General features: G+C 53.9%; 15 protein-coding genes. 7 read left to right on the forward strand and 8 right to left on the reverse strand.

All coding sequences use genetic code 11. The features are described from left to right. Positions 1-132: 132 nt before the first annotated feature. Both ACEQ15_RS06005 and ACEQ15_RS06010 read left to right on the forward strand, forming a co-directional pair. Complete coding sequence (locus ACEQ15_RS06005; protein ID WP_370278179.1) at positions 133-429, forward strand: cytochrome c5 family protein; 297 nt, start codon at positions 133-135, stop codon at positions 427-429. Between the two features lie 54 nt (positions 430-483). Continuing rightward, the gene (locus ACEQ15_RS06010) at positions 484-840 is read left to right on the forward strand and encodes a TraR/DksA family transcriptional regulator (RefSeq protein WP_370278180.1); all 357 of its coding nucleotides are present in this window, start codon (positions 484-486) and stop codon (positions 838-840) included. An 89-nt stretch (positions 841-929) separates the two neighbouring features. Here the strand turns inward: ACEQ15_RS06010 and ACEQ15_RS06015 are convergent, their stop codons facing one another. Then, the gene (locus ACEQ15_RS06015; RefSeq protein ID WP_370278181.1) at positions 930-2357 is read right to left on the reverse strand and encodes a PLP-dependent aminotransferase family protein; all 1428 of its coding nucleotides are present in this window, start codon (positions 2355-2357) and stop codon (positions 930-932) included. Positions 2358-2535: 178 nt separating this feature from the next. Here ACEQ15_RS06015 and ACEQ15_RS06020 point away from each other — a divergent pair, with 178 nt between their 5' ends. The 5 genes from ACEQ15_RS06020 (at position 2536) to ACEQ15_RS06040 (ending at position 9267) form a co-directional block, all read left to right on the forward strand. Further along, positions 2536-2700, forward strand: coding sequence for a DUF1127 domain-containing protein (locus tag ACEQ15_RS06020; RefSeq protein WP_370278182.1), 165 nt, complete (start codon positions 2536-2538; stop codon positions 2698-2700). A gap of 13 nt (positions 2701-2713) precedes the next feature. Then, entirely contained in the window at positions 2714-3589 is an 876-nt protein-coding gene (locus ACEQ15_RS06025) for a PhzF family phenazine biosynthesis protein (RefSeq protein ID WP_370278183.1), read from the forward strand. Between the two features lie 132 nt (positions 3590-3721). Continuing rightward, complete coding sequence (locus tag ACEQ15_RS06030; RefSeq protein ID WP_370278184.1) at positions 3722-4324, forward strand: CBS domain-containing protein; 603 nt, start codon at positions 3722-3724, stop codon at positions 4322-4324. A 146-nt stretch (positions 4325-4470) separates the two neighbouring features. Next, positions 4471-5628: a type III PLP-dependent enzyme gene (locus ACEQ15_RS06035; protein WP_370278185.1), complete on the forward strand. Its 1158-nt coding sequence runs from the start codon at positions 4471-4473 to the stop codon at positions 5626-5628. A 192-nt stretch (positions 5629-5820) separates the two neighbouring features. Next, on the forward strand, positions 5821-9267 hold the full coding sequence (locus tag ACEQ15_RS06040) for an EAL domain-containing protein (protein ID WP_370278186.1): 3447 nt from the start codon (positions 5821-5823) through the stop codon (positions 9265-9267). On the opposite strand, the gene ACEQ15_RS06045 is transcribed toward ACEQ15_RS06040, so the two are convergent. From ACEQ15_RS06045 to ACEQ15_RS06075, 7 genes are all read right to left on the reverse strand, one after another. Next, positions 9252-11933 (reverse strand): EAL domain-containing protein, encoded by a 2682-nt coding sequence (locus tag ACEQ15_RS06045; protein WP_370278187.1) that lies wholly within the window; start codon positions 11931-11933, stop codon positions 9252-9254. The two genes, ACEQ15_RS06040 and ACEQ15_RS06045, sit on opposite strands and share 16 nt — an antisense overlap. 368 nt (positions 11934-12301) lie before the next feature. Further along, on the reverse strand, positions 12302-13087 hold the full coding sequence (locus ACEQ15_RS06050; protein ID WP_370298688.1) for a type IV pili methyl-accepting chemotaxis transducer N-terminal domain-containing protein: 786 nt from the start codon (positions 13085-13087) through the stop codon (positions 12302-12304). Between the two features lie 33 nt (positions 13088-13120). Further along, positions 13121-17032, reverse strand: coding sequence for a response regulator (locus tag ACEQ15_RS06055; protein ID WP_370278189.1), 3912 nt, complete (start codon positions 17030-17032; stop codon positions 13121-13123). Between the two features lie 32 nt (positions 17033-17064). Beyond that, on the reverse strand, positions 17065-19203 hold the full coding sequence (locus ACEQ15_RS06060) for a methyl-accepting chemotaxis protein (protein ID WP_370278190.1): 2139 nt from the start codon (positions 19201-19203) through the stop codon (positions 17065-17067). 86 nt (positions 19204-19289) lie between these two features. Beyond that, positions 19290-19772, reverse strand: a complete 483-nt coding sequence (locus ACEQ15_RS06065) for a chemotaxis protein CheW (protein WP_370278191.1) — start codon at positions 19770-19772, stop codon at positions 19290-19292. 66 nt (positions 19773-19838) lie between these two features. Continuing rightward, positions 19839-20204: a response regulator gene (locus tag ACEQ15_RS06070; RefSeq protein ID WP_370278192.1), complete on the reverse strand. Its 366-nt coding sequence runs from the start codon at positions 20202-20204 to the stop codon at positions 19839-19841. Between the two features lie 60 nt (positions 20205-20264). Next, a complete protein-coding gene (locus tag ACEQ15_RS06075; RefSeq protein WP_370278193.1) occupies positions 20265-21086 on the reverse strand; it encodes a PleD family two-component system response regulator in 822 nt (273 codons plus the stop codon). Positions 21087-21364 lie beyond the last annotated feature (278 nt).

The raw sequence follows: 21364 nt of genomic DNA on the forward strand, positions 1-21364 counted from the left end.
CCTACAGGCCGCCTTTTTTGTGCCTGTTAAAAATGTGTGTTGTTTAGGGCGGGGGTGAGCCAGATCAAGGTTCGACTACAAGTTTTGGCATTCAATAGGGAAAAACTCTTGTGATGCTGGAGATTACAAAAAATGAAAAAGACAGTTGTTTCCCTCTTTGCTGCTATGCTGATTTCGAGCCCGGTAATGGCAGATGGTCAGGCGGTTTTCGAGAAACATTGTAAGGCGTGCCACGATACCGGGTTGGCCGGCGCACCAAAAACCGGTGATGCGGCTGCATGGCAGCCACGTATCGCAAAAGGTATGGATGCGATGCTGACAACCGTTAAATCAGGTAAAGGCGCAATGCCACCAAAAGGTACCTGTGCAAGCTGCGATGATGCGGGTCTGACTGGCGCAATTCAGGTCTTTGTTGATCTGGCAAAATAAATCCAACACTACATCGCACGCAGCTCAGGTCTGGATAAGGGAGTACAGACACAGATGATTGATCCAGGCGACAAGGTTATGCTCGACTCGCTCCTTGTGAGGTTGGAAACGCTGGAGCTGGAGTTGCGTACGGAAATCGACAGTCTGAAGGAACATGCAAAACCCGTTGCGTTGGACCAACAGGCTGTCGGACGCGTCTCGCGTGGTGACGCGTTGCAGCAGCAAAGCATGGCCCAGGCAAACCTGGCCCGTTGCGAGCAGCGACTGGAGCAGGTGTACCACGCCATGCGCCATCTTGAATCTGACGACTACGGATACTGTGAGGTTTGTGACGAGCCAATCAGTCTTGCTCGTCTGCAGGCTTATCCGGAAAGCCGCCTATGTATAAAATGTCAGCAAAATGCTGAATAAGTTTTTGATCTGCGAGGCAAATGCTAAAGTGCTTTGCCTTCGTTGTATCCCACGTTAGCGGTCCAGTTAATTCAATCGCCGCCTGTGCTTCAGGCGTTGGCGCGTATCATCTCGCTGCTTAATCTACCCAAGGTGCGAATTGCATCTTCCACTTCCTCGGATGGGCATCTGTTGTAATTCAGGCGCATCTGATTTCGGTACTTGTCGGTTGTTGTAAATACCTGGCCTGGGGCGAAACTGATACCGTACGCACGTGCGCGACGGTTTAGCTCCATGGTGTCGACATCACCCGGCAGCTCTACCCAGATGACAAAGCCACCTTGCGGGTAGGTCATACGGGTGTTCTCAGGGAAATAGCGCTGGATCAACTCGATCAGGATATCCCGGCCGCGCTGATAGTTACTGCGCATTCGGCGCAGGTGACGTTCATAGGCACCTTGGGCAATAAACTCCGCCATCGCCAGTTGCGGCAGTGTGGAGATGCTGATGCTGGATATATAGCGGATATGCAGGATCTGCTCCTGATAGCGGCCGGGTACCACCCAGCCGACCCGCAATCCGGGGGCGACTGTTTTTGAGAACGAAGAGCACAGAATCACCCGGTCTTCGGTATCGAAAGACTTCAGGCTGCGCGGACGGGGATACTGAAAGGAGAGGTCACCGTAAATGTCATCTTCGATCAACACCACATCGTGCTGATTGCACAATTCAACGATCCTAGGGCGATCCTTTTCCGGTATGGAGTAGCCCATCGGGTTGTTACAGGTGGGCGTCAGCACCAAGGCTTTCACCGGCCACTGGGAGAGCGCCAGCTCCATCGCTTCGAGGCTGATACCGGTATCTTTGTGGCTAGGGATCTCGATCGCTTTCAGGCCGCAGGCTTCGATTATCTGTACCGCACCGAAGTAAAACGGTGAATCAACGGCGACCACATCCCCCGGTTGGGTGACGGCACGCAAACTACACGAAAGGGCTTCCTGGCAGCCGTTCGTAATCAGGATCTCGTCCGGATGCAGCTGCAGACCCGCATCCACGCCCAGGCGGGCGATCTGGTGGCGTAGTTTTTTATTGCCGCGAAAGGAATCGTACGCGTAGTTACGCATCCCTTGGCGGCGGTTGATGTCTGCCAGCTCTTTGGTGAGCGGTTTTAGGGTGGGGCTGTCCAGATCCGGGACCGCCCAACCCAGATTGAGAACATCACTGGCGTCGTCTGCTTCGAGCATCGTCATGATATCGTGCCAGGCCGATATCTCGACCGGTTGCTGGGGTAATGGTCGGATCTCCGGCTGTATGAGTTGGGTGTTACGCGCTTTGACGAAGTGACCGGACTTTGGGCGTATCTCTGTAAAGCTTCGCACCTCAAGCAATCGGTATGCTTCCTGCACTGTAGAGATACTGACGCCGTATTCCTTCGACAAGTCACGGATTGAGGGCAGCTTTTGGCCGACGCTGTAGTAACCGCCTTCAATACGGGTGATGAGTTCATCCGCTACCTGTTCGTACAGTGTGTTTGCCACGCCCCGAATCCTCCTGGCTACCGGTACAGATCCTACTAAAACCAACCGGTGCAGTTCAGATAGATATATATCTGTACTGGTATATGTTGTCTGTTTTTAGATCTGTATTGGTTTTGTGCTCCAGCTTAAGCTTTTCTCCTGTGAATTACTACGGAGATAGATGGCTATGAAAAGGAGGATGATCAAGAGATTAAGTTGGATAGTGGAGGTCGGTGAGTGCTGGTATGCGCGCTATCGACAAAGGCGCCAATTGCTGGCATTGGATGACCAGATGTTGAAGGATATAGGGCTGACCCGGGCAACGGCACTGCATGAAGGTAAAAAGCCGTTCTGGCGGCAATAAAAGGAGAGTTGGTATGAATTACGGCTATTACACGCTGGACGTATTTACTAACCAGAGGTTTGGCGGCAACCCGCTGGCAGTTTTTCCCCAGGCAGAAGGAATCGATGGCGCGACGATGCAGCAGATTGCCCGTGAGCTGAACCTGTCGGAAACGGTGTTTGTAGGAGATCCGGTAGCCGAGAATCAGTTCCCGATCAGAATTTTTACACCGGCAAGTGAGTTGCCATTTGCCGGACACCCAACGGTAGGTACGGCGTTTCTGCTCGCAAAGCTCGGATTGGCGACGGGTGAGCAGTTGGTGCTGAAAGAGGGTGTGGGTGATGTGCCGGTGGAGGTATCACTGCATCAGGGCTTTGCGCGTTTTAAAGTGGCGCAGTTGCCTGAGGTTTCAGAATCACACCTGACAGAACAGGATGTGGCGGATCTGTTGGGTATCAATAAGGAGGCAGTGGTGCGCAAACCTATTGTGTCGAGCTGTGGTATTCCGTTTCAGATGCTCGAGTTGGCTGATCAGGAAACCGTCGACCAGGCTGAGTTAAACCTGGGTGTTTGGAAAGAACGCTGCCCGGACAATTCCCTGAGTGATCTGTACCTGTTCAGCCGGAAAGAGGATGGGCAACTGTACACACGTATGTTTGGGCCGGCATTTGGTATTCCGGAAGATCCGGCAACGGGCAGCGCAGCTGCCGCGCTAACGGGTGCGCTTGCACTGGAAGCGGTTCAGCAAAATTTTAAGCACGAAGTGCTGACTTTTATGGTGGAGCAGGGTGTGCGTATGGGGCGCCCAAGCCGCATCGAATGCGGGGCAACCTTTAATGACGGTGTGGTAACTGAACTTTCGGTGGCCGGGCAATCAGTGCTGATCAGCGAGGGGCGCTTTCTGTTATAGGGCTGGATGGCATAGTCACTGTATGAATGTTATCTAAGTTGTTAAAAAAGAAGGCACAATTGCGAAAGACAACGGCTCCTCTACAGGCTATGCTGTAACGATAACTATAAAATACAGATCGGAGGCGTGACGATGTTTCAAGAATTCTACCCTATCCGTTTGGGCAACCTGGATGGTGTAAGTGAGCTTGTAACGCCTGACCATGAACGTAAGCCGGGTTCGTTACGCAGTCCTGCCTTAGAGGTGATGACCGACTTTGAACGAACCTGGCCGGTGACGGTCAGTGAAACCCTGCAGATTGATGAAGCGTTGGAACACATGAAAGCGCAGCATGTGCGTATGCTGTTTGCTGTAAATGGAGATCATCAATTGAGTGGGGTGGTGTCGTCTGCAGACATCGAAAGCGATAAACCTCAGAGTGTGATGCAGCAGCATAACTGTGAACGCGATAAGGTTGAGGTGCGCCACCTGATGCTGGATGCTTTGCACATGAAAGCGCTGACCTTTGATCAGGTACGCTGTGCCAAGATCGGTGACGTGATGCTGACCATGAAAAGCTCCGGTGATCACCACGTGCTGGTGACTGACGAGAAAGAACCAGGCCACACACGTATTCGTGGCATCATCTCCGCCAGCGACATCTCCCGATACCTGCGCATCAACTTTGAAGTGATGTATGAAGCCGGCTCATTTAATGAAATTGAGCGTTTGATAAAGCGTGGCCAAGCGTCCTGAACGAGAGCTCTAAAAAAGATTTCCCAGCTTTCATTGTTGCACTATACTTCGCCGCAAATCCGTCTGAACAGCCGCCACTATCCTTAGGCGGCTGTGTTTCTCAACCTTGGGGTGATCCCCCGATTTCTCTGTGAGTACCCATATAGATGAACGTTGCTGAGAAGATGTGCCCGCAGGTGTGGCAAAAGATCAAAAAGCTTGCGGAAACCCACGAGACGCCGTTTCTGGCGCTTGATCTCAACAGCATTAAAGAGAAGTACGACGAGCTCGAGCAGGGGTTCGACTACGCACGTATCTTCTACGCGGTTAAGGCCAACCCGGCAGACGAGATTATCGAACTGCTGGCTGAACGCGGTGCCAACTTTGATATTGCCTCCACCTTCGAGCTGGATAAGGTGATGAAGTTTGGTGTGTCACCGGACCGCATGAGCTTTGGTAACACCATTAAGAAGGCCCGCGATGTGGCTTACTTTCACGAGCGTGGCATTGACCTCTTCGCGACCGATTCCGAACCGGACCTGCGTAACATTGCCAAGCACGCACCGGGTGCCCGTGTGTACATCCGTGTCCTGACCGAAGGCTCGGAAGGTGCGGACTGGCCGCTGTCCCGTAAATTCGGCTGCAACCCGGAGATGGCGATTGAGCTGGCCGTGCTGGCTCGTGATCTGGGGCTTCAACCTTATGGTGTCTCTTTCCATGTGGGTTCCCAGCAGCGTGACATCGATGTGTGGGACGGAGCGATCGCCAAGGTTAAGGTGATCTTCGAGCGTCTGGCAGAGGAACATGGCATCACGCTGAAGATGATCAACATGGGCGGTGGTTTCCCGGCAAGTTACCTGCACAAAACCAACGAGTTCAACACCTATGTTGAAGAGATTACCCGCTTCCTGAAGGAAGATTTCGGCGAGGAGCTCCCAGAGATTATCCTGGAGCCTGGGCGTTCGCTGGTGGGGGATGCCGGTGTACTGGTGTCCGAAGTGGTACTGATCTCCCGTAAGTCGGCTACGGCGCTGGAGCGTTGGGTCTATACCGACGTGGGGCTGTTCAATGGCCTGATCGAGACTATGGGTGAAGCGATCAAGTACCAGATCCATACCGATCGGGACGGTGAAGAGGAAGAGGTGATCCTCGCGGGGCCAACCTGTGACAGCCTGGACATCATGTACGAAGATCACAAATACACCCTGCCGCTCTCTATGCAGGAAGGCGATAAGATCTACTGGCTTTCCACAGGTGCGTACACCACCAGTTACAGTTCGATTGAATTTAACGGCTTCCCACCGCTGAAATACGTCATTCTGTAACACGATTTCCCCAAAAAACGGGTCGGAAAGTGACTTCTGACCCGCTCTTCTCTGCGTTTTTACATATTTCTGTCTATTCTTACACAGTCGATAACGTGTCACCGGTCCTACGGTGTGCCTAAGGACGAGTCGTTAAACAGAAGGATGCCAATCGGTGTCTGGGTATACGGTTTCAACTCAGGTAAACAGTGTATGAGCAGACAGCCGCTCGTTACGTTCTTTGTGATGTTGCTGTTCACCTTGCCTGTATGGGCAGATGGATGGAATGAGCTGACGGACGAAGAACGGGCTTGGTTAAAACAGCACCCGGTTATCCGGTTGGGCGTGGATCCGCAGTGGCCGCCGTTTGAGTATCTGGACGACGGCGAATACAAAGGATTGGCTGCAGACTATATCAGTCTGATCAGCGAGCGCCTCGGCGTTAAAATGGTGGTAACCCCCAATCTCACCTGGCCGGAGGTGTTGAAAGCGGCACGATCGCGTGATGTCGACCTGTTGCCAGCGGCGATGCCCACGGGGGCCAGGCGTCAGTATCTGGAATTTACTTCCACCTACCTTAACTTTCCCATGGTCATCATCAGTCAGCGTAAGCGCGGCGCCGTCGGCGGATTAAGTGCGTTACGCGGCTCCAGCGTGGGCGTCGTCAACCAGTACGTGTCCCATGAGCTTTTGAAAAAGAACCATCCCGAGCTGTATCTGGTGCCGACCACAACCCTGGCGCAGGGCTTAGAAAAACTAGCGTTGGGGGAGATCGACTACTTTGTTGGTAACCTAGCATCCGCGACCTACATGATTCGGACACTGGGATTAACCAACCTGCAGGTTGCCGCTCATACCCCGTATTCCTTCCAGCTGGGTATGGCCGTGCGCAAGGATTGGCCGGAACTGGTATCAATCCTTAATAAATCCCTTATGACAATCAGCGACAGGCAGCACCGGGCGGTGCAGAGTAGCTGGTTTACGCTGCCTACCGCTGTAGAGGAGCGTTTTCTGACATTCATCACCATCGTGCTGGCGGTAGTAGCGGCGTGCGTGTTGATGATTATATTCTCGGTCGTCTGGATCGGACGTTTGCGGGTTGAGGTGTCCCAGCGCAAAAAGGCAGAGCAGGCGCTGCGCCAAAATGAAACCAAATTGCTCGATTCACAGCGCATCGCCCGGATTGGATCGTGGCAATGGTGTCCGGATACGCACGAAGCGCACTGGAGTGATGAGGTATTCAGAATTCTGGGGATATCCAAAGGGGAATCAGAATTTACCTTTGATAACTTTCTGGAACGCGTGCCCCGGGACGACCGTACAGATGTGCGTATAGCGATCGAGCAGGCGCTCGACCTGGGCAACAGAATGTGTCTGGAGCATCGCATCATGATGGACAGCGGCGAGCTGCGGCATGTGGAGCTGCAGGGGCGACTGCAGTCCGAAATAGGCCGGCTGGATGGCACCATCCAGGACATTACCGAGCGGAAACGGATTGAGCTGTTTTTTCGGGGGCTGTCGGAGGATATTGCGGGCCTGAGCGGTGAAAAATACTTTGAGGCGATGGTTGCCTTCCTATGTCGGTCGTTTGGCTGTTCCTATGCGATCATCGGCAAACTGCTCTCAGATTCTACCGGTGAAGTGCGCACGCTGGCCGTTCATGCCAACGGTAAACACCTGGATAACTTCAATTATCTGCTCGAAAACACCCCTTGTGAGAACGTCATTAAGAACCGAGCCTGTGTCTATCCTCAGGACGTACAGCAGCTGTTCCCGAATGATCAGATGCTGGTCGAGATGGGCGTCGAGAGCTATGCCGGTGTGCCACTGCATGATACGGCCGGGCAGTGTGTGGGGGTGGTGGTTTTACTGGATGATAAACCGCTGAAAGGGATTGAGAATGTTGGCTCTCTCTTGCAGATAACCTCGACCCACGTCAGCGCAGAGTTGCAACGGCAAATTCTGGTGAACCAGCTGCAGATGACGGCGAGCGTATTCGAAAATACCCGCGAAGGCATTCTGATAGCGAATGCTGAGCGGCGTGTAGTGAAGGTGAATCGCGGCTTTACGGAAATTACCGGTTTTACCGAGTCTGAAGTGATCGGCCTAAAACCGGATGAGCTGTTCTGTACCAGTCACCATGACGACCGATTTATCGAGCAGCTTTGGTGGCAGGTCAATCAGGCAGGCTCCTGGCAGGGGGAAGTCTGGAATCGCAGTCAGCAGGGGGTGGTGTTCCCTTGTCTGCAGAGCATTGAGCAGGTGACGGACGAAGAGGGTGTGGTACAGCAGTATATCAGTGTGTTCACCGATATCACCGAGCAGAAGCGCTCCGAAGAGCGTATCCAGTACCTTGCCCACTACGATGTGCTAACCGGGCTGCCCAACCGTATTCTCTTCAATGACCGTCTGAAACACGCCATTGAGCGAGCAACCCGTCAGGAAGGCATGCTGGGTGTGCTCTTTATCGACCTTGACCGCTTTAAGTATGTAAACGACACCTTGGGGCACGATCAGTGGGACAATCTCCTCAAACTGGTCGCGACCCGCCTGAACGCTTGTGTACGCCAGGCGGATACCGTGGCTCGCCTGGGTGGTGATGAGTTTACGATTCTGCTCGAGGATATCGAGCGCCCCGATATGTTGGCGTCAATCGCCGATAAGATCCAGCACTCGCTCAATCAGCCGATCGACTTGAGCGGTCATCAGGCAGTTGTGGGGTGTTCCATAGGTCTCAGTGTATTCCCTGAAGATGGTTGCTCCTCCGATCAGTTGCTCAAGCATGCCGATACAGCGATGTACTCGGCAAAAGAGAGTGGCCGCAACACCTACGCATTCTATTCACCGGAGCTGAGTCAGAGCAGCCACGAACATTTCCGTCTGGAGCAGGAGCTGCGTAAGGCGATCGAACAGCAGCAGTTGATCCTGCACTACCAGCCTTTGATTGATACCGATAGTGACAAGGTTGTAACGGTTGAAGCGCTGGTGCGCTGGCAGCGACCGGATGGTGAGCTGGTGTCGCCAGATAAGTTTATTCCTCTGGCGGAGGAAACAGGCCTCATCGTGCAGATGGGCGAGTGGATACTGAACAGTGCCTGTGCCCAGGCCCGCCGTTGGAATAAGCAGGGGCTGGATGTAAAAGTGGCCGTGAATATCTCGGGCATACAGATTATGCGCAGGGATTTTGTGGATCAGGTTGAGCGGATGCTCACTGCCAGTGGGTTGTCACCAGCACTGCTGGAGCTGGAGGTGACGGAAAGTTATGTGATGAATACCAGCGACGGTGGTGTCATCGAAGCATTGACCAAGTTGCGTGAACTGGGCGTGAGTATCTCGATCGACGATTTTGGTACCGGCTATTCGTCACTGAGTTATCTGAAGCAGCTGCCGGTTGATGTGCTGAAGATTGATCGTTCCTTTATCAGCGATATTCCTCAGGATCAGGACGATGAGAAAATTGCCTCAGCGATCATCGCTATGGCCAAGAACCTTGGTCTGAAAGTGGTGGCTGAAGGGGTCGAAACGGATCAGCAGATGCAGTTCCTGCAGGCCCGTGGTTGCGACCTGGCCCAGGGCTACTACATCGCACGTCCAATGCCGCCGGAAGAGGCGGAAGCGTTTCTGGCCCGTAAACGGAGCCAGGCTTACGCCATTTCCTGACAGTTACTGTTCATCCGTTTGTACTCTTCAAACAGCGCCCGGGGGACCGGGCGGCTAAACAGGTAACCCTGGAAGCTGTTGCAGTTACGACGCTGCAGGCAGGCTTTCTGGGCTTCTGTTTCTACACCCTCTGCAATCACGCTGATACCCAGGTTGTGAGCCATGGCGATAATCGCCTGTACAATGGCCAGGTCGTCCGGGTCGTCGGTGATGTTGCGCACAAAGGAACGGTCAATTTTCAGCTGGTCCACAGGCAGGTGCTTGAGGTGGAACAGGGAGGAGTAGCCGGTACCGAAGTCATCAATGGCGAAGTGGATGCCCAGCTCCTTCAGTTGCATCATCTTGTCGGCGGTGCTTTCAACGTCGATCAGGACGGCACTTTCCGTCAGCTCGAATTTCAGCAGATTCGGGTTAGCACCGGTCTCCTGCAGAATACGCTCAACCGTGGTGACAAAATCTGACGCACTGAACTGGTGGGCACTGACATTGACGGACAGGGTGAGTTTATTCAGTTCTGGATCGTTGGCCCAGCGCGTAAGCTGCTGGCAGGCGTTCTCCAGCACCCAGGTACCCACCTGTACGATCAGGCCCGTTTGTTCAGCCAGCGGAATAAACTTCGCAGGTGGAATCATACCTTTTAGCGGGTGATTCCAGCGCAGCAGGACTTCGGCACCTGTCGTCTCACCATGCTGGGTTTGTACCTGGAAATACAGCTCCAACTGGTCCTCGGTGAGAGCACGTCGCAGTTCTGCTTCGATTTCGGCCTGCAGGTACAGCTCCTGCTGAATTTTTGGATCGAAGAAGCGCAAGGTATTACGACCGGATTCCTTCGCCTGATACATGGCGACATCGGCACGTTTGAGCAGGTCCTTGGCGCTCTTGTCACGATGATCGAACAAGCTCAGGCCGATACTGGCGGTGCCGTGATAGTCCCCCTGCTTGAGACGGTAGGGGTTATTAAGGGCGGCAACCACCTTCTCGGCAACCAGTTCCGCATCCAGCGCTGCCTGTTGGTAGTCCTGATTCAGCTCTTCCAGAATGATAATAAATTCATCCCCGCCCAGGCGGGCAACAGTGTCGACCTCACGCACACAGCTGCGCAGGCGCTTGGCGACTTCCACAAGCAGGCTATCCCCCACGTCGTGTCCGCGGGTGTCGTTCAGGGTTTTAAAGTTGTCCAGGTCGATAAACATCAGCGCGCCAAGCTGAGGACGTCGCTTGCGCAACATAAGTGACTGCTTCAAGCGGTCCAGCAGCAGTCGTCGGTTCGGCAGACCTGTGAGCGAGTCGTAGAACGCCAGGTTGTGTATATCCGCTTCCGCCTGCTTGCGCTGGGTAATATCCATAAACGCGGCCACATAGTTGGTGACCTTTTCCTGGTCATCGGTAACCGCGGTGATGGTCAGCCACTCGGGGTAAATCTCACCGTTCTTGCGTTTATTCCAGATCTCACCCTGCCAGTACCGGTTCTCCTCCAGGTCGCTCATCATATTGGCGTAGAAATCCCGGTCGTGGCGTCCGGAGCTGAGGAGCGATGGTTTCTTGTTCACCACCTCTTCGGCGCTGTAGCCGGTCACATCGCTAAAGGCGTTGTTGACGCGCAGAATTTTATGGTCGGTATCGGTGATGATCATGCCTTCCTGCGAGTTGAAGGCAGTGGCAGCGATATGGAGTTCCTGTTCCGCCTTTTTGCGGTCTGATATATCCCGCGACAATACAACAAACCGTGGCGCTTCATCGGCTCGGGTGTGGCGGCGGGCGATGGAGAGCTCAAAACAACGGGGGCCGTCTTTACCGTTAAGGGTGATTTGGGTGCCGTGGTTGCGCCCGTTAATCAGCGCATCCTGAAGGGCCTGCAGCAGCGCATCACAGGCTTCAGCTGGCATGATCTGTTCGATGTGATGGGTCAGGATAGGTGCTGACTGATCATCGCGCCCGGCTTTGGTGATCTGGCTGCAGTCGTAGTAATGACCATCCAGATCAATCTCAAACAGTTGGTCCGGAATGGTTTTCAGCGTTGCCTGCAGCTGATCCGCCGTACGCCGGTGTTTTAGTTCGCTGGCACGCAGGGCCTTTTCTGTTTCTTTGCGGGTGCGCTGGTGGCTGAGGGCCATACACAACAGCACGGTAACAGCAGGGTAGAGCAGCAATACCGGTAGCGTAATGGCAGAGGTAATAGCAAAGGCGATGCTCTGGGGTAGAAAGATAAGGGTTATCAAAAGCATGACCAGATGGACCGCCAGGCCGAAGATATACAGTTCGGTCCAGTGCAGTGCCCGCCCTTCGGCGTTGCGGTAGTGGCGCCAGATTAAGCCGATCGCGCCGGAGGAAATGATAAAGGCGATACCCGCCATCATCCCCTGGCCGCCTTCCAGTATGCGAAACAGCACCGTGAACAGGGCTGTCACCAGGGTGGGGATCAAACCAAAGAACAGCCCTGCGGTCGAGAGCAGAACGGAACGGCTATCAATGATCACGCCATCGGTGATTTGCATCGGGGTTGCCATGATTGCAATCCCGATCAGGCCCAATGCGATACCACTGAAGTGTGATTTGTAGGGAATGGATGCGCGCGATGACAGCAGCACTGCATCATAGATGGTACCCATAGCCAGCAGGAGTGCCGCGTTGTTTGCTAATGCAAAATATGGAGAGTCGTACATCATCACTTAGATCGTCTCGCGCAACCTTGCTCGTGTTTGAATTCCGTTTCGTATATGTCGATACAGAAGGTGTATCCAAAGAGCGGAACAGCCGCTAAAAAAGCACTACAGATACTAGTAGATTCAAACAATGATGGCTATTGGGTAGAGTGGGTTAGTGGCCGGTATTGCGTTTATTTATGATGAGGACGTGAAAGGTGTTGTTTCTAATCCATTGAAATATAATGATTTTTAATGTGTTCTTGAACTTTCGTGGATGAACTATGCGAGTGTTGATCTGGATCAATTAAAACGCATTGTTGAATGTGGGCGGGAAATGGAAAGCCCTGCACATGGCAGGGCTTACGGCAGACGTGGATAAAAGCGTTCGTTTAGTTGAGGCCTGCAAAGATGGTGCTGGCTTTGTTGATAGAATTCAGCAATTTTTCTGAGGAGCGGTTTACCAGGCCAGGCACAAAGGTATCACCTTTTGCTGGTTTAACCCGTTTGAACTGACGCTTGATCTTCTTGAGCGCCGCATCGGATTTACCCGCATCGATGTTGACCGGATCAATCCCTTCCATCAGATCCATCGTCTCCTGAAAGTCGGTGTAGCTGTTCTCGTAACTGCTACGGTATTTGTCCTGATAACCCCAGGCCATCAGAGCATAGGTGCCCGCGATACGCTGGCTCAGCATCGCCTGACGGCCGCTCAGCCGGATCAGCTTGCTGTTGGCGGGTTGATTGGCAGTAATGATGGAGTCGATCACCTGTGCAGCGCTCTGCATCAGTGCTTCACTCTGTTCGCGTACGTTTTCCGCACTGTTTTTACTTGGGGCTTTGGTCAGCTCGGGTTTTAGCTTTTCCCACAGTGCATTTACAGCACTGAGATTTGCGCGGGTGGCATCGTCGTTGGCGAAGCTGCGCAGTTCGCTCATATGAGAGTCAAAGGCCGAGATTGTTTCCCGTAGCTCGGTCTCTGCCTTACGTGCCCGGATGCCTTGGCCAACAAGGGCATAGTCCTTCAGCATCCGCTGGGTATACATACGGATTTCGCTGGCTTTTAACAGGGCCTCTTCCGGTGAGGCTATTTCGGCATGGGCGCTGCCTGCAAAGCTTAAGCTAAGCAGGGTAAGCAGTGTGCCGATCATCGTGAGAATATTCTTATTGTTCATCATCTTCACTCTGATATTAAAATTCCTAAGATGGGGCTAACCCAGCAGGTTTTGAACCCGGCTAAGCAGTCCCTCCTCGGTCCAAGGTTTGGTTAGGTAGTCGGAAACACCGGCGGTAGCGGCCTCTTCGCGGTGTTTCTCGGTTGAACGGGAGGTGATCATGATCACCGGTACGTCCTGAGTTGTGGCATTGTTGCGGATCGCAGACGACAGCTCGATACCGGACATGCGTGGCATCTCCAGGTCGGTCAGGACCAAGTCGGGCGGATCTTTACGGATCTGGTTAAGTGCATCCAGGCCGTCAATCGCGGTGGAGACTTCGTAACCGGTATCCTTTAGCAGCGTTGCCAGGGATTTACGGGCACTGATGGAGTCATCAACAACCATCAGCTTTGGCAGGTCCGGCACTGCGTGTTGCTCCAACAGTTCCTGGTATTCGATACGAGAGGACTGCTGATGCAGGATACGTGACGGCAAGTCGATAATGGGTGCTGCTTCACCGTTCGCCAGAATGGTTACGCCAGGGATACCTGGGATATCCGGTACATACTGGCCCATCTCTTTAAAGACCAGCTCGCGGTGGGCAACGATCTCTTTCACCATCAAGGCGACTTTTTCGCCCTGACCCAGGTTGATGATCAGCACCGGATGGATGGCACCTTCGGTGTATTCAACGCGGGGTTCAGCCAGCAGCATCTCGAGACTCAGCAGCGGATACTCCTCTTCGCCGACCACGAAACGTTCGCCGTTTTCGCTTTCGCGACGTTTGCCGTCGAGGGAGAGAATACTCTGTTCGATTCCGTGACTGGAGAGGGCTACAAGCTGGCGGCCTGCACGCACCAGCAGGGCACGTATCATTAGGGAGCTGGACGGCATCTTCAGCTCAAAGCGTGATCCCTGTCCTCGTTCGGAGTCGATGTTCAGGGTGCCCTGCATACGCATGATCTGCTGGTACACCACATCCATGCCGATACCTCGACCCGAAAGCTGGCTGACTTCGTCGCTGGTGGAGAAACCCGGTACCAGGATCAGGCGCTGCAGTTCCGCATCGCTGAGCATGGTGTGCTCTTCGATCAGGCCTTTTTCACCGGCTACGCGGCGGATCTTGTCGGTGTCGATACCGGCACCGTCATCGCTACAGCTCACCAGGATCTGGTCGTTCTCCTGCACAAAGCGCAGGGTCAGAGTGCCTTCCTCCGGTTTACCGGCCGCCCGGCGCTCTTCCGGTGTTTCCAGGCCGTGGTCGACCGCGTTACGGATGATATGCATCAGCGGGTCGGTGAGCTGGGCCAGAATCTGGCTATCGATCTGTACCTCTTCCCCCTCAATCACCAAGCGTGCCTGCTTGCCCGCGGCACGGCAGGCCTGGCGCATGATGCGCTGTACACGGGAACTGATCGTTTTCACCGCAACCAGTCGGGTGCTGAGGATGTTTGCCAGGTTCTCTTTCTGCAGACCGGTCTGGGTTACGTGCAGATCGGTCAGGTTACGGATCTGTTCATCCATCTCCTGCTCGACTTCACGGACGTCGGCCGCGGATTCGTGCAGGCGGGAGAGGCTGGTGTGCATCTCGTTGTAGTTGTCCATCTCCAGCGGGTCGAAGCCCTCGGATGCCGGATCAAGCTCGGGATGCAGGGTGTAGTATTCGTTTAGCTGCTGCTCCAGTTCGAAGATGATCCGCTGCAAGTGACGCTGACGTTCGCGGTTAACACGGGTCAGGGTACGCAACTGGGTGATCGATTCGTCGACCTGAGAGGTGAGGGTGTTGGATTCCCCGGTAATACGGAACAGGGTATCCAGCAGCGACTGAGGAACACGCAGGAAGTTTTCTTCACGGCGGGTCTGGCCGTCGGATTCAGCAAACTGTTGTACAGTGGTTTCTGTCTTGGTGTCTGCCGTCGGTGCTTTGGATTCAGCACGTGCACCTTGGGCGGCAGCGGCGCCTTCGGTTTTCAGCAGGTAGGACCAGTCCAGAACGGTTTGCAGTACCTCCAGCGCGTCTTCTGGAGGGGCGGCATGCTCGGTCACCGCTTCGCCCATCGCCGCCAGACAGTCGGCCGCTTCCAGCAGATCGTCCTTCAGCTGTTTCCCCGGCAGCAACTGGCTGTCCACCAGTGTATCGAGGATATCCTCCATACTGTGGGTCAGGTTGGCCAGTCCCTGAATGCCCGCCATGTTGCCCAGGCCCTTGATGGTATGGGCGATACGACGGGCGGCATCCAGGTTGGTCAGGCTGTCCGCTTCGATCATCTGCTGCAGGTTACTGAGCAGATCCTCGGTCAGCGTTGGCAGCTCCGCCACCAACATATCAAACAGGTTCGGGTCGAGATCATCCTGTACCGTAACGCTGATGTCATCCGCGCTAGCAGTTTGTTTGACGATCTCATCGACTGTACGGACTGAAGCCAGGGCCAACATGCCACGCAGGAAGGCGGCTTGATCTTCGCTTAGCGGACACGGCAGGGCAGGGCTTGCGCACAGGTCGATCAGGGTGTTCTGGATCTCTTGGTTTTCAATCTCACCGAGGTGTTCCTGAACAGTACGCAGACACTGAGTCAGCTGTTCGTAGGTATCATCGTGGGACTGGCTGTGCTGTTGTTCCAACAGCGACAGGTTCAGCTCCAAACCACCCAACAGCATGTGAATGCCGCGCAGGTGCAGCGTATCCAGCGCGCGGCGGATCGGTGTCAGGGCTTCGATGGTATCGGTTGGCAGGCCGCTGTCATCGGTGTCGCTTTGTTGCCAGCGTTCAACCAAGCTGCTGAGTGATTCGGTCAGCATTTGTAGTACGGCAGGATCGACGTTTGGTCCGGCCTCTTCCAGCAGGCCAAAGTCGATCTCACAGAATGTATGCGCTTGCTCCGAGTTTTCTGACGTCGGCTCTGCGGGCGTCTTTTCCTCAGCAGTTACTTCTTCCACCGGCACCAACGTATCGATCTCAGCGTCGAACTGCAGACGCTGGTGGTCCTCGTCGAGGAGCTCTTCCAGGAACTCTATATCGTCGGTAACTACCGGCTCCGGCCAGCCGCTGTCGCTAAGTGAGGCCAGAAACGCCGCGGCACTCTGGTCTGACGGCGCCCGTAAAAGGGTTGTGAGCGCTTCAGTCAGATTTCGAGGAAGTGTGTTGTCGCTGGTGTCCTGACCCAATAGCTCGGCGGCAAGGGCGCAGCTGTCAGCAAAACCTGAAAGTTCCGCTTCGCTAAAGCGATCAACCAGGTCGTGCAGGATGTTGATCTGTTCAGCGTTGTCTTCAGTTGAAGCCAACAAACGAGCAGCTTGTGCAATAAGTGACTCTTCAATAAGGGGCTCTTCTGAAGGCAACTTTGGCTGAGTTGCGGATTGTGCTTCCGCTTCCGGAGTTGTTTGCGGTTCAACAGGCGTGTGCGCTGTGCTATTTAGCTCGTTAGCGCGTTCTGGCAGTGTCTCCTTTACCAGATGCACTTCGTCGAGCTCGATGTTCTCTTCTCTGGCATCTTCACCAACCAGCACCACTTCGGTCAGCTCTATCGCATCTTCGTCTGCGGAATTTTCTGCGCTGTTCAGGCGCAGAATATCGTCCTGCAGGATTTCGGAAAGAAACTGCGTATCATCGTCGGCGACCGGCTCAGGCCAGCCGCTGTTACCCAGTAGCGATGTGAGCTGCTCGATGGCAGTCTGGTCACCCCGGCTCAGTGCGCTAAACGCGCCGGCCGCTTCAACCATCAGATCCAGTGCGGACTGATCGTTGGGATAACGCTCTTCCGGGCAGACCTGGCTGAGCAGTTCACCGTAGAGGGCGAGGGCATCGGCAAGGCCGGTGAAATCGGCCTCGCTGGCTTTATCGATCAGGGTATACAGGCACTCGGAAAGTGCCTGATAGCATTGTGCTGTTTCATCGCCCGAGCTGCATAGAAATGCTCGCTGAGCGTCGAAAAGCTGCGCAACCTCTGTACGTACATCAAACGACATAGTTACCACCTATAACTGGTCCTGATCGGTGATCAGGACGCAGCAAGTTTAAACACACTGATGGAACGCTGAAGTTCTTCTGCTGCTTGTACCAGCTCGTCAGACAGTTGCGCCTGCTGCTGCATCTCGGCGTTGGTTGCGTTGGAGGTTTCGCCGATGTTGTTCGCACGCTCACGCAACTGCTCGGCCACCTTGGCCTGCTTAACGGAGTTTTGTGCGATGCGCATTACGGAATCTACCAGGGTCTGTGTAGTCGCACGGGTTTCGTCCATACGCTCACCCGCTTCCTCCGCCAGACGGGTACCCTCGACAACGTCGGTGATTACGGTGTTCATTACGTTGATAGTATCGGCTGTCTCAAGCTGGATGTTGTTCACCAAACTTTCGATTTCCGCGGTCGCCTCTCGGGAGTTCTCCGCCAGACGCTGTACCTCGTCTACTACCACCATCAGACCGCGACCGGCTTCACCGGCAGATGCGGCGTGCATACTCGCGTTCAGGGACAATACGTGGGTACGTTCGGAGATATTGTTGATCAGGTTTACGATACCGCCGATCTCCTGGGAACGTTCCCCCAGGCGTTTAATTCGTTTTTCCGCCTCGTGAATGGTCTGACGGATCTTGGTGATACTGTCGATAGTCTGGGATACGGAATCCATCGCCGTCTCAGAAGTCTTGATCGCCTTCTGGGAAGCGTTGTTGGAGAGCAATGCCAGCTTGGAGATCAGCTCCATCGCCTTGATTGCAGAATCCAGGCCCTGCAGGGTTTCGAGGATCTCCTCCTGCTCGCGGGTTGCATAGTTCAGCACGGTTTCGGACTGCGATTTCACCTGTACCGACGCGTTGTTTACGCGGTTGGATACGGCGTTTACATCGTGCAGTACCGATTCGATGGAGGATGCCAGCTGGTTGATGGAGTCGGCAATCGCACCGGTTACGTCTTCCGCTACCGGTACACGTACGGTCAGGTCTCGCTGACTGATTCGGAATACGTTCTGGATCAGTTCGATGATGGAGCTGTTGAGGCGGCGGTTCTCTTCCTCTTTCTCGGACAGCGCTTTTTCTTTCTCGTCCAGCAGGGCGTCAAGAATGGTTGCCAGCTGACCCAGTTCGTCGCGGGTTTCCAGTTCGCTTCGTGCGGTTACGTCACCTTCACGTACGCGGTTTACCGTTTGCTGAATACGGTTGATCGGGTCGATTACGCCGTATTTTGCGATCGACATCGCTACCGCCATCGCCACGATCATCAGGCCCATGGAGATAAAGAAGTAGGTCACCATGTCCAGCGTATCGGCGGCCTGCTGATCTTCGTTCTGCATGTTGTAGACGCCGGTCAGCTTATCCAGCTCTTCGATCGCCGGTACCAGGTTCTGGATGATGAAGTGAACCTGACTGAACTGGGTGGAGCTTCGGTCGATTGCCGCAGACAGTTCCTCAAACAGCTCTTGCGCTTCACGCATATTTTCCAGTACCGCCACCTTGTTCTGCTGGTAGCTGGTCACCTTGGCCGCTTCAAGCTGGTTGATCATGCGGGTCAGGTTTTTGTTCACCTGCTCGGTGGTTACTTCCACACCACCACTGGCGATATACTCGTCGATGGCGCTGCGGGTCTGGTCAAACTGGTCACGCAGCCAGGTGCGCTCCAGCCAGATGATCAGTGCATCGGTTTCCCACAGCAGGTCACGCAGCTCTTTCGCCAGACCTTCGCCAGAGGTCAGGCCCGCTTCCATCAAGGCCTCAGAACCGTCGTAGAAGGTATCCTGGTAATCATCGATGAAGGCGTGGAACTCTTTGATCTGCTGTTTATCTTCTTCGGTTCGCAGGTAGCCTTGCAGCTTGGTGAGGTTATCGTCGATCTGTGCTGTCGCCGCGTTAAACTGGTTCAGCTGTTCCAGGTCTCGGTCGATCTGGAAACTTTTCTCGTAGAAACGGGCAAGGGCGATGTTGATCTCGATGCCGTTGATCAGCTTGGTAAATTCAGCCAGCTCGTTGGATCGGACCTGCGCTTTCTCCTCGATTACGATGGTCTGATAGTAAGCTGCGCCCATGAACGTCAGGCCGATTACCAGGAGGGCCAGGGACATAAAGAACTTGGTCGGTATCTTAATGTCGCTGAAGCTCTCAATCTTCCTGGACTCCAATAAGCTGTCAGATTCCAAAAACGAACTCATTACCTTCGTACCTCGTCAGAGTTTATCCGTCTGCCTGTGCAGTCACAGGCGGCTACGGGGGCGTTGGCGTGGCGCCACCCGTGTCATTAAAAGCGTTCTTTAACCGCAGCGAAAAACTGGCGGTGGTTCAGTTCAGCCCAGACCGTACCTTTGTGTTTTACGTAGCCGTGGGTGTGCGGGCGCAGCGCTTCACTCAGGTGACTGGCTGCGGTGTCATCCAATGGCGTTGGTGCTACAAGGGCGGCAGGGGGCTCAGATAGCAGTATGCCCACCATGTAAGGCTGCTCATCCAGCAACAGCACCCAGCGCTGGGATTGATCGCGGGTGCCGGTATCACCGTCCTGGGCAAGGGCTGCCAAGTCAAACACCGGCACCGTTTCACCACGGTGGTTAATAAAACCGCTGAACCAAACAGGAGTAGTGGGGATACGGCAGATACGCGGGCGGCTGATCAATTCAGAATACAGTTCCCTAGGTACCATCAGGTGGTTGCCTGCCACTTCGAAACCGTGGCGGACTTCCTGAAAGTTTTCAGGCGGCTCTGTAAGATCGAACAGTTCAGCTTCCATCTACCGTCTCCTTAGGTCGTCTCTTGCTATCGGGACTGACGCATTCCGTCCCGAGTCTGGCGCTGCTTACAGCAGCTCGCGTACGTGATTAAGAATCTCTTCGTCTTCGTACGGCTTACCGACGACGGCTTTTGCTCCCTGAAGCTGTGCCCATACCTTGTCTGCTTCCTGGTTTTTGCTGGAAACAATCACAACAGGAATATCTTTAGTGGCTGCGTCCTGGGTGATTTGGCGACATGCGGCAAAACCGTCAACTTCTGGCATCACCACGTCCATAAAAATCAGATCAGGTTTCTCTTCCTGCGCTTTCTGTACGCCTTCGCTGCCGTTGGTGGCAACAATAACTTCTGCGTCGATGGAGTTGAGGAGTTTACAGATGTGCAATTGCTGAACTGTGTCGTCTTCAACTACGAGGATTTTAGGTGATGGCATGTTGGGTCCCGTTCGTTTCTCTTGCTTATTCGCGAATTGACCGATTTAAAATCGGTTCTTTTAGTCTTTTTTAAATTCAGCTACCCAATTGGACACACGATTAATCACCTTCTGGAATTCATCCGGGTTAATCGGTTTTGTCAGGTAGGTCGAGCACCCGGACATAATGCCCTTCACCTCATCCAACGGAGAGTTTTTGGAGGAGAGCATAATAATCGGGGTTTTTTTCAGTGCTGGTTGCTCGCGCATTCGGGTACAGGTTTCAAAGCCGTCGATACCCGGCATGACGATATCCAGAAACATAAAGTCGTATTGGTTGCTTGCCACTTTATCCAGTGCGCTCTCGCCGTCATCGGCAAAGTCGATCTCAACCGCTTGGGGTAACTTCTGTAGTTCTGTTGCCAGGGCTTGTTGCATCGCATGGCTGTCGTCCACAACCAGCACGTTATAGCCGTTGCGTTCGCTGATGGTCTCTTCCGCTGCGCGGTGTGCGCTTTCCGCCTGGGCTTCATACTTCTGGAACAGGTTCTCTTTGTCTTCACCTGTGCTCTCTGAATCCCCGGTGTTGTACTCCTCGTTCTCGGAGGTCATCTGGTCCAGGGTGCGAACAACGCGGGAAGAGACAAGCGGGTAGCCCAGGTGGGAAAGGCCGGTATCTGTGGGTTTCTCTTTGGAGACGACGATCAGGCGAGACTGGTAGCCGCGTGGCAGTGCGGCAATTGCTTCGGCGTCGAGATTTTCAATGCCAAAGACAAGTAATAGGTCTGGTAGGTTGTTAGGGTCAAACTCGGTCAGCAGGTAGCGGTTATTTTTGGAGAGCTTGAGAATTTTTTCGAGTTTAACCAGCTGGTCGGCAGGAAAACCAAACGATCCGATATTCATCTTTTATCCTGTCTGAGTACTAATTTTAGATCACCGGGCATTCGTCAAAATACAGCCAGGATATCCACGCCTGAGATTAACGGTGCACCGAATGCGTGCCTAAATCAGTACAGTATTATTCTTATTTTGTTCGGTAGCTCCTCTACCGAACTATTTTGTACACCAATACGGTTCCTTAGGACAAGTCGCAGGGCCTAGAAAAGGAGGGCAAATACGGCTTGTTATACGTTTGTTTAACACTGTTAAACGTTGCAAAGACGAATGCAGGTGCAGCAACT

This window comes from Pontibacterium sp. (genome assembly GCF_964228735.1).
Classification (GTDB): domain Bacteria; phylum Pseudomonadota; class Gammaproteobacteria; order Pseudomonadales; family Balneatricaceae; genus Pontibacterium.